The following is a 12,220-nucleotide window of genomic DNA, read 5'->3' as shown; positions in this document are numbered from 1 at the left end:
ATGCGCTCCGGATGAATATGATGATCTCATATCAGGAACTTGTTCGCACCTTCCCAAACGAACCTATGATTTATCAGGGCTTCCAGGCATTACCTCGTTTTGGCAACAGTTATACATTAATCGGAAGTTGGGTAATTGATGATGAACCAGCCGGAATAGGTATTCGTGAAGATGGTTCATTGATTACGAAAGATACCTCGCGTTTTATTCCTCATTACATTGCGGGTTAATTTGAGCTGGGGTAAAACCCCAGCTCTGATTTTCATTCCTCCAACGTCCGCAAATGGTCATCCTTCCTGAGCGTCATCAGCGCCACAATACTCACCACCGCCGTCGCCATCACGTAATATGCCGGAATGTCGAGGTTTCCCGTCTCCTTAATCAACCCGGTAATAATAAGCCCCGCACACCCCGAGAAAATGGCATTCGACAAGGAATACGCCAAACCAAGCCCGGTATAGCGCACACGCGTCGGGAACATCTCTGAGAGCATTGCCGGCCCTGGACCTGCCAGCATGCCCACCAGACCGCCAGCTATCAATACCACGATCGCTTTTACCGCGAGGGTACTGGACTCCGCCTGCAGAATTTTCAGCAGCGGCAGGGCGAGGATCAGCAGTAACGCGGTGGCGATAATCATCACCGTGCGGCGGCCAATCCTGTCGCTCAGGATCCCCGACGGAATAATGGTGAGTGCAAAGCCGACGTTCGAAATCACGGCTATCAACAGTGCCTGGTTAAATCCGGTGTGCAGTGCCGATTGCAGATAGGTCGGCATAATCACCAGATAGGTATAACCCGCCGCCGACCAGACCATCACCCGGCCAATTCCCATCACGATCGCTTTAATTGTGGCGACGGTACTGGCCTGCGCGATCAGCGGTTTTTCCTGCTGCTGCACGAAGCTCGGCGTCTCCTCCATACTCACCCGCAACCAGAGCGCCACCGCCCCCATAGGCAGGGCCAGGAAAAATGGGATACGCCAGCCCCAGTCATGCAGGGCTTCCGGTGTCAGTAAGGCAGAAAGCAAGGCGACAATACCCGCGCCCGCTAATAGCCCCAGCGCCACCGTGAACGATTGCCATGCGCCATACAGACCACGTTTACCGCGTGGTGCAAATTCCGTCATCAAGGAAACCGCACCACCGTATTCACCCCCCGCGAACAATCCCTGCAGGATACGCAGCAACGTAACGATCAGCGGCGCAGCGATACCGATGCTGGCATAGACTGGCACAACACCGATGGCGGCGGTGGCGAGCGTCATCAGCACCAGCACAATAATCAGCGTCGGTTTGCGGCCAATCCGGTCGCCGATGCGGCCAAATACCACCGCCCCCAGTGGGCGGAAAAAGAAAGCGATGGCAAACGAGGCGTAGGTGAGGATTAGGCTGGTCAGCCCCGACTCGCCTTCAAGCTGGAAGAAGTTTTTCGCAATCACGGTGGCCAGAAAGCCGTAGACCGCAAACTCATACCACTCGATGAAATTACCAATGGAGCCTGCAATTAACGCACGCTTATGCGCATTCGGTTGCATAACTTTCCTCACTGAAAGGGGTAAGAATAAATTATTCAATAAAAGTGAAGTGATGAAATAGTTTATTCTTATGTTCTGTGAGCTATTTCACGAATGATATCAGCGGGATCGCTACCGTGTGACCTTACTCCCATGCAGCGTGCACAGGGTCTGTCCATACTTATCTTCATTGCCACTGAAGGAGGGAGACAGCATGCACTGGCAAACACATACCGTTTTTAACCAACCCGCACCGCTTTCGAACAGCAACCTTTTTCTCTCTGATTGTGCCCTGCGTGACGCGGTGGCCCGCGAAGGCGCGGAGTGGGATAGCGAACTGCTGGCCAGTATAGGCCAGCAGTTAGGTACGGCGGAGTCGCTGGAGCTTGGCAGGCTGGCGAACGTCAATCCGCCGGAGTTACTTCGCTATGACCCTACCGGTGAGCGGCTGGATGATGTCCGTTTTCACCCCGCCTGGCATCTTCTGATGCAGGGGCTGTGCGCTAACCGGGTGCATAACCTGGCGTGGGAAGAGGAGGCGCGTAAAGGCTCCTTTGTCGCTCGCGCCGCGCGCTTCGTGTTGCATGCTCAGGTTGAGGCCGGAACGCTGTGCCCCGTGACCATGACGTTTGCCGCCACGCCGCTGCTGCAACAGGCGCTCCCTGAACCTTTCCAGAACTGGCTCACGCCGCTACTGAGCGATCGTTATGATCCTCACCTTGCTCCTGGAGCCCAAAAGCGCGGCCTGCTGATCGGCATGGGGATGACGGAAAAACAGGGCGGCTCGGACGTGCTCAGCAACACTACCAAAGCAGAAAAGTGCAGCGACGGCAGCTACCGGCTGGTGGGTCATAAGTGGTTTTTCTCCGTGCCACAAAGCGATGCGCATCTGGTGCTGGCGCAGGCGAAAGGCGGGTTGTCCTGCTTTTTTGTTCCTCGCTTTTTGCCTGACGGGCAGCGCAACGCCGTGCGCCTGGAGCGGCTGAAAGACAAGCTAGGCAACCGCTCTAACGCCAGCAGTGAAGCGGAGTTTCTGGATGCGTCCGGCTGGCTGTTAGGGGAAGAGGGGGAAGGGGTACGACAGATCCTCCGCATGGGCGGGTTAACGCGTTTTGACTGCGCTCTGGGCAGCCATGGGTTGATGCGTCGGGCATTATCCGTGGCGCTGTACCACGCCCATCAGCGGCAGACGTTCGGGAAAAACCTCATCGATCAGCCGCTGATGCGCGACGTCCTGAGCCGCATGGCGCTGGTGCTGGAGGGGCAAACGGCGCTGCTGTTTCGTCTTGCCCGGGCGTGGGATAAACGCGCCGATCCGCAGGAGGCGGCCTGGGCGCGGCTTTTCACACCAGCCGCGAAATTCAGCGTCTGCAAAGCGGGTATCCCGTTCGTGGCAGAGGCGATGGAGGTGTTGGGCGGCATCGGGTACTGTGAGGAGAGTGAACTCCCCCGCCTGTATCGCGAGATGCCGGTGAATAGCATCTGGGAAGGCTCAGGGAACATCATGTGTCTGGATGTTCTGCGCGTTCTGGCGAAGCAGCCGGGTATGTTCGATCTGCTGGCAGAGGATTTTGCGCAGGTGAAAGGTCAGGACAGACACTTCGATCGCAGCTGGCGGCAGTTGCAGCAAAAACTGCGTAAACCGCAGGAGGCGCAGGGGCGGGAGATTGCGCATCAGCTATTCCTGCTGGGCGCCGGAAGCCAGATGCTGCGGCACGCCTCTCCGCCCGTCGCACAGGCGTGGTGCCGCATGATGCTGGATACCCGTGGCGGCACGCTGATGACAGAGCAGGTTCAAAGCGATCTTCTGCTACGCGCCACGGGCAGGGTAGGCTAGTTTTTAAGCTGGAACAGGCTCACCAGTTGAGTGAGGTGCGACCCTTTCTCGCGCAGCGATTGTGCGGTTTGCTCGCTGCGCGAGACGCGATCGGCGTTGATGTGGGAGGCTTCACCAATATGGGTCATGGCCAGATTCACCTGACGGATCCCCGCCGATTGTTCGCGGGATGCATGGTTAATCTCGGTCACCAGTTGGTTGATGTTATCGATGTGCGCGATGATGGCATCCATCGCCAGACGCGTCTGCTCTGAGAGCGCATGGCCTTCACTCACCTTGTTCAGCGTGTCGCCAATCAACTGCTCAATCTCTTTCACCGCATTAGCGCTGCGTGCCGCCAGGGCGCGCACTTCCTGCGCGACCACAGCAAACCCTTTTCCGTGTTCGCCGGCACGTGCTGCTTCAACCGCTGCATTAAGCGCCAGAATGTTAGTCTGGAAAGCAATCGACTCAATCACGCGCGTGATGTCCTCGATGCGCTTTGAGGCGTCGCGAATATCGTCCATGGTGGAGACTGCGTTCGTCACCGTCTCGCCCCCCTGATGGACCGCGCGTGAGGTTTCCCCCACCAGCTGCTGCGTCTGTTCCATATTGGCCGCGTTTTGCTGCACGGTTGCAGCGAGTTGTTCCATACTCGCGGAGGTCTCTTCAACGCTACTGGCCTGTTTGTTGATCTGCTCTGAGATCTCACCGGTATCAGAGGCCAGGGCGTTAGTGCCAAGATGGATCTCGCCTGCGGCCTCGCGTACCTGCAGGACAATCTTTTGCAGACCGCCGCCGATCCCGTTGATGGCGTCGATAAGCTGGCCAACCTCATCCTGGCGGGTAACGGACAGGCTGGCACGCAGATCGCCTGCCGCATATTGTCGGGCAAGATGAATGACGTTACGCAACGGACGCGTCAGCATGCGACGAATGATGATGACAAACAGCGCGGCAAACAGGACTGACAGCGCCACGCCTGCCAGCAGGAAGCGATCCCGCATCGTGGTGACGCTTGAGAGTAGCGCCGATTTATCCACTTCCCCCACAATGGTCCAGTTCCAGCCCGGCAGCGGCGTATAGGCCATTTTCAGTATGCGACCATCCTCACTTGCGCGTTCCAGCGTGCCCGGGGTATTGCTCAGCAACTGCTGCTGGGTGGCGCTGTCCCACTCAGGAAGCTGGCCTTCCCGGTTCGAGTGGAACAGGAACTGTCCGCGCGTTTTACCGTTGCTGCGATCCAGCACGAAGAAGTGTCCGCTGTCACCTAAACGACGATTGAGAATTTTTTCGCGCATCACGTTCCAGGAGTGGGTGATATCCACACCAACAAAAATGATCCCAATGACCTGGCCTTCTGCGTTTTTGAACGGCTGATACTGGGTGATATAGCGCTTGCCGAACAGCAACGCCAGACCGCGATAGACCTCGCCTTTGGTGACGGCCGCATAGGCCGGGCTGGCAGTGTCCAGAATGGTACCCATTGCCCGATCGCCGTTCTCTTTGCGCAGGGAGGTGGCGACACGGACAAAGTCATTACCGCTGCGCACAAACAGGGTCGAGATTGCCCCTGTACGCGTCAGGAAGTCGTCAGAAAGTGCATTGTTTTCATGCAGGCCTGTTTCACCCCCTTTCAGAAGGGGAACGCTAAGCCCGTTAATGGTCTGGAGTTGACTGCTGTCGACGCTCAAAGGCTGCGGTAAAAATGTGGTGAACAGCCGGGTATAGCTCTCGACCTCTTCGCTCAGGCTGGTGTTAAACATCTGTACCATATCAACCATACCGGTGGACTGGTTATGCAGGTCTTCTACCGCAAGGGCTTCAAGCTGCTGGCTGGCTTTATGGCTGAGCAGAAAAGTGAAAAGCAGAAACAGCGTGGCGACACTCACGCCGGTAAGAAGCGATAGCTTTGCGCCCAGACCCGTACGGCGAAAAAAGGTGATCATAAATTGCTCATTATTGAAAAGGTATGGCTTTTCAACGGCAGGACAGAACTAACATTTACTTAAATAATGTAACAAAATGTTATCGAATTGTTTTTAATGGGGTTGAAAGAAGATAAAAAATTTGCAAAAACGAAAAGCCACTAAAAATAAGTGGCTTTTATCGGAGGTGATTAGACGTAGAGAATAGCCTGTACGCGCCAATGATCGCTGCGGTTATCTTCCTGCATCTGAATAATTCGATACCAGGAAGCGCCCTGTTCATCGGCTTTTAGTGCCACGACACGTTCAACATCTTGCGGGCTCCCCGAAATGTTATTGACGGAGATCTGGCCAATTTCATTAAGGCCAGTGACGCAATCAGCACTGGCGAATTCTGCTGACTGTGCAGTCGTGCTCACAAGGCCTACTGAGAGCAACAGAGAGGTCAAAGCAAGAGTTCGTTTCATTGTCAGCTCCATTTCACATTTCTCCGGTATCCGCCGGGCACTCCTTCGCAAATAAACTCACTTCCATTGTCGCGGGCATGGAGTTTATTGTGGACAGGAAAATGTCTATGGACGCAAAGCAGTGTAAATGTCGTTCAAATGAAGATCGTTATTTACGGTACAAAATAGCCTGTGAATACCACTGTCCCGTAATGATGGTTTCATCGATCATAATGATGACGTAATAATCTGCTTTGGCGGCGGCAGCTTGCGCCTTTATTGACTCCTCTGCGTCATCCGGGGAGCCGCGAACCAGCGCGGAGACGGTACCCATTCGTTGTAATCCTTCCGTCTGATTACGACGAATCTCCTGCGGATGGTCGGCGACCGGGGGAGCGGGTTGCGGTGTCCCCTGTAGTGCACTACAGCCACTGAGCAGAACCAGCAACAATAAAGTAGCAAACCTGCGCATAACCATATCTCGTTTCCTGATAGCCATAGTGTAGTTGTCTGCGAATTTAGTTTTGGGGGAATGTTCCCGAAGTGTTATCTGGTACGTATATTTCGAATGAAAATATCGTGAAAGCGTAATCCAGTTCTCAACATTATGAATCATTCATCAGCACAGGGTCGACAATGATTGAAATTGAAACTCGCCGCCTCGGCAATCATGAAATATTACACGCTATCCCTGCGGGAAAAAGTGCACACCCGCTGCCTGTTGTAGTTTTTTATCATGGCTTTACTTCATCGAAGCTGGTTTACAGCTATTTTGCGGTGGCGCTGGCGCAGGCCGGTTTTCGGGTAGTGATGCCGGATGCGCCCGATCACGGTGCACGTTTTACCGGTGATGAACAGGTGCGACTGGGGCAGTTCTGGCAGATTTTGCACGGTAGCCTGAGCGAATTTGCCGGGCTGCGCGATGCGCTTTACCAGGCGGGGCTGGTGGCGGATCAACGGCTGTCGGTGGCCGGCGCATCGATGGGGGGAATGACGGCGCTCGGGATCATGGCTCGTCACCCTGAGGTGACCTCCGTGGCGTGCCTGATGGGCTCGGGCTATTTTACGTCATTGTCAAAAACGCTGTTTCCACCGCAAGACGCGACGGAGATTGATGCGTTGCTGGCCGAATGGGAAGTGACCCGGGCGTTACCGCGTCTGGCCGATCGCCCGTTGCTGTTGTGGCATGGTGACGCGGATGATGTGGTGCCCCCTGGCGAAACCTTCCGTCTCCAGCAGGCACTACAGCGCGAAGGGCTGGACGGCAACCTGACCTGTCTGTGGGAAGCGGGGGTTCGCCACCGTATCACGCCAGCGGCACTGGACGCGACGGTGGACTTTTTCCGACAGAATCTTTAAACGCGCAGAATTTTGACGCCCTGATCTTCCAGCTTCTGGAGGATCTCTGGATTGGCATGTTTGCCGGTGATCACCATGTCAATCTGTTCGGCGCGGCTGAACAACATGCCAGCTCGCTCGCCGACTTTGCTGCTGTCGACCAGTACGACGAGCTTGCCCACGACGTTAAGCATATTTTGCTCTGCCATCGCGGTTAACATGTCGGTTTTGTAGAGCCCGTCCGCGGTCAGGCCTTTGCCGCTGGTAAACATCCAGTGCCCGGCATAGAGGCTGTTTTCGCTATCCTGGGGACTGAGGGTAATGGATTGGCTCTTATTATACTGGCCGCCCATGATCACCACGCTTTCATGTTCCTGATCGATAAGATAGTTAGCCAGCGGCAGATAGTTGGTGATGATTTGCACCGGTTTACCGCACATCTCGCGGCCCAGCAGAAATGCCGTGGAGCCGCAGTTGATCACCACGCTCTCACCCGGGTTGACCAGCTGTGATGCGGCTCTGGCAATGCGCACTTTTTCATCGTGGTTTTGCGCCTGATGGATGTTCATCGGCGTCCAGCGGGGGCGCTGCTGGCTGATGGCTTCCGCGCCGTTACGGACTTTTTTCAGCTTACCGCTCTCATCCAGCTTGTTGATATCGCGTCGTGCCGTCGCGGGGGAAATCCCTAAACGTTCGATCACTTTCTCGACGGTGATAAACCCTGTTTGCGCCAGGAGTTCCAGTAATATTTGATGCCGTTGCGCTTCCGTCATGAGCTATTCCGATAAGAATTGATTTGAAAAGATGATATTTGAAATAGCGTGAAATTACTAAAATAAATATGAAATCGCCAGACGTAAGGTCTGGCGATGGGGTTTCACAATCAGAGGAATGACTTGAACGGCAGGTCTGGCTCAATGGTGAAGCAATCATCGAAACCGCGTGGGTAGTGATACTCGAGATTATCTTTGTCCAGCGGCCAGGTGAACTTGCCGCCTACCTGCCAGATAAATGGCTTGAAGCCATACTTCAGACGGTCTTTTTTCATCTCCCACAATACGCGGATTTCCTGCGGATCGGCCTGGAAGTTTGACCAGATATCGTGGTGGAAAGGAATCACCACTTTGGTGTTCAGTGCTTCTGCCATGCGCAGCATATCGGCGCTGGTCATTTTGTCGGTGATGCCGCGTGGGTTCTCGCCGTAGGAGCCCAGCGCCACGTCAATCTGATGCTCGTTACCATGCTTCGCATAGTAGTTGGAGTAGTGAGAATCACCGCTGTGGTACAGGGAACCGCCAGGGGTTTTAAACAGATAGTTCACTGCTCGCTCATCCATGCCGTCTGGCAGGACGCCTGCGGCTTTCTGGTCAGCAGGCAGGGTGATCAGCGCGGTGCGGTCAAAGGCGTCCAGCGCATGAATCTCAATGTCTTTAATTTTCACCACGTCGCCTGGCTTCATGACGATGCAGCGCTCTTTCGGCACGCCCCAGCCAATCCAGAGATCCACGCAGGTCTGCGGCCCGATAAACGGCACGTCGTCCGCGCAGTTTTGCATCACCGCTGCCGCCACGTTTACATCGATGTGATCGTTATGATCGTGGGTGGAAAGGACGGCGTCGATCTGGCGAATGGCAAAAGGATCAAGAACAAACGGCGTGGTACGCAGGTTCGGCTGCAATTTTTCGACACCTGCCATGCGCTGCATCTGATGACCTTTTTTCATCAGCGGATTGCCGTGGCTCTGTTTGCCGGTACCGCACCAGAAATCAACGCAAATATTGGCGCCACCCTCGGATTTCAGCCAGATGCCGGTGCAACCCAGCCACCATATTGCAAACGTACCAGGAGCAACCTGTTCCTGCTCAATCTCTTCATTCAGCCAGCTGCCCCATTCCGGGAAGGTGCTCAGAATCCATGATTCACGGGTGATGGTGTTCACTTTACTCATCGTTTTGACTCCTGGTTTAATCAAAAGTAATCATTTGGTGATTTGTTGTGATTAATGCTGGCACTCTTTGAATCGGTTTGCAACGAGTAAATTGAGGAAATTTATCTTCGCCATGTCACAGATAATCCATTTCTACGTTGTTATAATATCCGCTATCAATGCTTAATCTTATGAATTATAAGAAATAATTTATACGTGTGAATCGGTAGTGAAAATCATTACTAACACCATGGAAATAATTTGCGTGATACGTCACAAATAATCAAATGCAATCTTGTGGTGATTATTTGTGATTAATAGAGTGATGGCACCAACCGAACAGGGATTACCCCCTCGTGTTCTCATTTCTGGAGAGAGTTATGGAGATCCTCTACAACGTCTTTACCGTGTTCTTTAATCAGGTAATGACTAACGCCCCGCTTTTGCTGGGTATCGTGACGTGCCTGGGCTACATCCTTCTGCGCAAAAGCGTCAGCGTCATCATCAAAGGCACAATCAAAACCATCATCGGTTTCATGCTGCTGCAGGCGGGTTCAGGCATTCTGACCAGCACGTTTAAGCCTGTGGTTGCGAAGATGTCGGAGGTGTATGGCATCAACGGCGCCATCTCTGACACCTACGCGTCGATGATGGCCACCATTGACCGCATGGGAGATGCCTACAGTTGGGTGGGCTACGCGGTACTGCTCGCGCTGGCGTTGAACATCATTTACGTTCTGCTGCGCCGCATTACCGGCATCCGCACCATCATGCTGACTGGCCACATTATGTTCCAGCAGGCCGGGCTGATTGCGGTGTCTCTCTATATCTTCGGCTACCCCATGTGGACCACGATTATCTGCACCGCCGTGCTGGTATCGCTCTACTGGGGTATCACCTCCAACATGATGTACAAGCCGACGCAGGAGGTCACCGACGGCTGCGGTTTCTCCATCGGCCATCAGCAGCAGTTCGCCGCCTGGCTCGCTTACAAGGTCGCACCGTACCTGGGTAAAAAAGAGGACAGCGTAGAAGATCTCAAGTTGCCGGGCTGGTTGAATATCTTCCACGACAACATCGTTTCAACCGCCATTGTGATGACCATCTTCTTCGGCGCCATTCTGCTCTCCTTCGGGATTGATGTGGTGCAGGCGATGGCGGGGAAAACGCACTGGACGGTTTATATCCTGCAGACCGGTTTCTCCTTCGCGGTAGCCATTTTCATCATTACCCAGGGCGTCCGTATGTTTGTTGCCGAACTGTCTGAAGCCTTTAATGGGATCTCCCAACGCCTGATTCCTGGTGCGGTGCTGGCCATTGACTGTGCGGCTATCTACAGCTTTGCGCCAAACGCGGTGGTCTGGGGCTTCATGTGGGGCACCATCGGCCAACTGATTGCGGTAGGCATTCTGGTCGGCTGCGGCTCATCCATTCTGATTATTCCTGGCTTTATCCCAATGTTCTTCTCCAACGCCACCATTGGCGTCTTTGCTAACCACTTTGGCGGCTGGCGCGCGGCGCTCAAGATCTGTCTGGTGATGGGCATGGTGGAGATCTTCGGTTGCGTGTGGGCGGTCAAGCTCACCGGTATGAGCGCCTGGATGGGCATGGCGGACTGGTCAATCCTGGCACCGCCAATGATGCAGGGCTTTGCGTCCGTCGGGCTGGTCTTTATGGCCGTCATCATCCTGATTGCTCTGGCTTATATGTTCTTCGCTGGCCGTTCTCTACGAGCTGAAGAAGATGCGGAAAAACAAACAGCAGAAGTTTCTGCTCACTAAGGAGTTTCGATTATGACCGTACGTATCCTGGCTGTGTGTGGCAATGGGCAAGGTAGCTCCATGATCATGAAGATGAAAGTGGACCAGTTTTTAACCCAGTCAAACATTGACCACACGGTGAACAGCTGCGCGGTGGGTGAATACAAAAGTGAACTGAACGGCGCCGATATCATCATCGCGTCTACCCATATCGCCGGTGAAATTAGCGTTTCTGGCAACAAGTATGTCGTGGGGGTACGCAATATGCTCTCCCCTGCAGATTTCGGCCCAAAACTGCTGGAAGTGATCAAAGCGCACTTCCCCCAGGACGTGAAGTAAGGACGCCACATGAAACTACGTGATTCGCTGGCAGAGAATAACTCCATCCTTTTACAGGCCGAGGCCAGCACCTGGCAGGAGGCGGTCAAGCTGAGCGTGGACCTGCTGGTTAAGGCTGATGTTGTCGAGCCGCGGTATTACCAGGCCATTCTTGATGGTGTGGCGCAGCATGGTCCTTATTTTGTCATCGCGCCAGGCCTTGCAATGCCGCACGGTCGCCCGGAAGAGGGCGTGAAGAAAACCGGCTTCGCGCTGGTAACGCTGAAAACGCCTTTGGTGTTTAACCATGAAGATAACGACCCGGTCGACATTCTGATCACCATGGCGGCCGTCGATGCCAATACCCATCAGGAGGTTGGCATCATGCAGATCGTTAACCTGTTTGATGACGAAGCGAATTTTGATCGTTTACGCGCCTGCCGCACTGAGCAGGAAGTGCTGGATTTAATTGATAACGCCACAGCGGCGGCAGTTTAAGAATGAATTGAAAATGTCATTACCAATGTTGCAGGTTGCGCTGGATAACCAGACTCTGTCCGATGCGTATGAAACCACCCGCTTGATTGCGGAAGAGGTGGATATTATCGAAGTTGGCACCATTCTGTGCGTAGGCGAAGGCGTGCGCGCCGTTCGCGATCTGAAAGCGCTCTACCCGCATAAAATCGTGCTGGCCGATGCCAAGATTGCCGATGCAGGCAAAATTCTCTCCCGCATGTGTTTTGAAGCCAATGCCGACTGGGTCACTGTGATCTGCTGTGCAGATATCAACACCGCGAAAGGCGCGCTGGATGTGGCGAAAGAGTTCAACGGCGATGTGCAGATTGAACTGACCGGTTTCTGGACCTGGGAACAGGCCCAGGCGTGGCGCGATGCTGGCATTCAGCAGGTCGTTTATCACCGCAGCCGTGATGCGCAGGCCGCCGGCGTAGCGTGGGGAGACGCGGATATCAGCGCCATTAAACGTCTTGCTGACATGGGCTTTAAAGTGACCGTTACCGGTGGCCTGGCGCTGGAAGATCTGCCGCTGTTTAAAGGTATCCCTATTCACGTCTTTATCGCGGGTCGCAGCATTCGTGATGCCGCGTCTCCGGTGGAAGCGGCACGTCAGTTCAAACGTTCAATCGCTCAGCTTTGGGGCTAAGGAGCGGGT

13 protein-coding genes are annotated in these 12,220 nt (G+C 54.3%); 7 read left to right on the top strand and 6 right to left on the bottom strand.

Going from position 1 to position 12,220, the window contains the following annotated elements; translation table 11 throughout:
* Nucleotides 1-230, top strand: a 230-nt coding sequence (locus tag HX884_RS13600; RefSeq protein ID WP_178328342.1) for a glutathionylspermidine synthase family protein, incomplete at its 5' end; no start/stop codon positions are given.
* A gap of 32 nt (nucleotides 231-262) precedes the next feature.
* On the opposite strand, the gene HX884_RS13595 is transcribed toward HX884_RS13600, so the two are convergent.
* Nucleotides 263-1,537 carry an MFS transporter gene (locus HX884_RS13595; RefSeq protein WP_178328341.1) on the bottom strand — a complete coding sequence of 425 codons (1,275 nt, stop codon included), beginning with the start codon at nucleotides 1,535-1,537 and terminating at the stop codon, nucleotides 263-265.
* Between the two features lie 193 nt (nucleotides 1,538-1,730).
* Here HX884_RS13595 and HX884_RS13590 point away from each other — a divergent pair, with 193 nt between their 5' ends.
* A complete protein-coding gene (locus HX884_RS13590) occupies nucleotides 1,731-3,353 on the top strand; it encodes an isovaleryl-CoA dehydrogenase (RefSeq protein WP_013095296.1) in 1,623 nt (540 codons plus the stop codon).
* Here the strand turns inward: HX884_RS13590 and HX884_RS13585 are convergent.
* From HX884_RS13585 to bsmA, 3 genes are all read right to left on the bottom strand, one after another.
* Nucleotides 3,350-5,281, bottom strand: a complete 1,932-nt coding sequence (locus tag HX884_RS13585; RefSeq protein ID WP_178328340.1) for a methyl-accepting chemotaxis protein — start codon at nucleotides 5,279-5,281, stop codon at nucleotides 3,350-3,352. The genes HX884_RS13590 and HX884_RS13585 overlap by 4 nt on opposite strands.
* A 170-nt stretch (nucleotides 5,282-5,451) precedes the next feature.
* Entirely contained in the window at nucleotides 5,452-5,739 is a 288-nt protein-coding gene (yjfN, locus tag HX884_RS13580) for a DUF1471 family protease activator YjfN (protein WP_013095298.1), read from the bottom strand.
* Between the two features lie 136 nt (nucleotides 5,740-5,875).
* Nucleotides 5,876-6,205 (bottom strand): biofilm peroxide resistance protein BsmA, encoded by a 330-nt coding sequence (gene bsmA / locus HX884_RS13575; RefSeq protein ID WP_071830088.1) that lies wholly within the window; start codon nucleotides 6,203-6,205, stop codon nucleotides 5,876-5,878.
* A gap of 137 nt (nucleotides 6,206-6,342) precedes the next feature.
* Here bsmA and yjfP point away from each other — a divergent pair, with 137 nt between their 5' ends.
* Complete coding sequence (yjfP, locus tag HX884_RS13570; protein ID WP_178328339.1) at nucleotides 6,343-7,065, top strand: esterase; 723 nt, start codon at nucleotides 6,343-6,345, stop codon at nucleotides 7,063-7,065.
* On the opposite strand, the gene ulaR is transcribed toward yjfP, so the two are convergent.
* Together ulaR and ulaG are read right to left on the bottom strand one after the other, a co-directional pair.
* A complete protein-coding gene (gene ulaR / locus HX884_RS13565) occupies nucleotides 7,062-7,817 on the bottom strand; it encodes an HTH-type transcriptional regulator UlaR (RefSeq protein ID WP_013095301.1) in 756 nt (251 codons plus the stop codon). The genes yjfP and ulaR overlap by 4 nt on opposite strands.
* A 110-nt stretch (nucleotides 7,818-7,927) precedes the next feature.
* Nucleotides 7,928-8,992 (bottom strand): L-ascorbate 6-phosphate lactonase, encoded by a 1,065-nt coding sequence (ulaG, locus tag HX884_RS13560; RefSeq protein WP_178328338.1) that lies wholly within the window; start codon nucleotides 8,990-8,992, stop codon nucleotides 7,928-7,930.
* Between the two features lie 359 nt (nucleotides 8,993-9,351).
* Between ulaG and ulaA the strand changes: the two genes are divergently transcribed.
* The 4 genes from ulaA to ulaD are packed head-to-tail and all read left to right on the top strand — an operon-like array spanning nucleotide 9,352 to nucleotide 12,211.
* Entirely contained in the window at nucleotides 9,352-10,752 is a 1,401-nt protein-coding gene (gene ulaA, locus HX884_RS13555; RefSeq protein WP_013095302.1) for a PTS ascorbate transporter subunit IIC, read from the top strand.
* Nucleotides 10,753-10,764: 12 nt separating this feature from the next.
* Entirely contained in the window at nucleotides 10,765-11,070 is a 306-nt protein-coding gene (ulaB, locus tag HX884_RS13550) for a PTS ascorbate transporter subunit IIB (RefSeq protein WP_004109091.1), read from the top strand.
* A gap of 9 nt (nucleotides 11,071-11,079) precedes the next feature.
* The gene (ulaC, locus tag HX884_RS13545; RefSeq protein ID WP_013095304.1) at nucleotides 11,080-11,547 is read left to right on the top strand and encodes a PTS ascorbate transporter subunit IIA; all 468 of its coding nucleotides are present in this window, start codon (nucleotides 11,080-11,082) and stop codon (nucleotides 11,545-11,547) included.
* 13 nt (nucleotides 11,548-11,560) lie between these two features.
* Nucleotides 11,561-12,211, top strand: a complete 651-nt coding sequence (gene ulaD, locus HX884_RS13540) for a 3-keto-L-gulonate-6-phosphate decarboxylase UlaD (protein ID WP_013095305.1) — start codon at nucleotides 11,561-11,563, stop codon at nucleotides 12,209-12,211.
* The last annotated feature ends 9 nt before the right edge of the window (nucleotides 12,212-12,220 follow it).

Source organism: Enterobacter sp. SECR19-1250 (genome assembly GCF_013391025.1).
Lineage (GTDB): Bacteria > Pseudomonadota > Gammaproteobacteria > Enterobacterales > Enterobacteriaceae > Enterobacter > Enterobacter cloacae.
The sequence above is the reverse complement of the archived record's forward strand: the minus strand, read 5'-3'. Positions and strand labels throughout refer to the sequence as shown.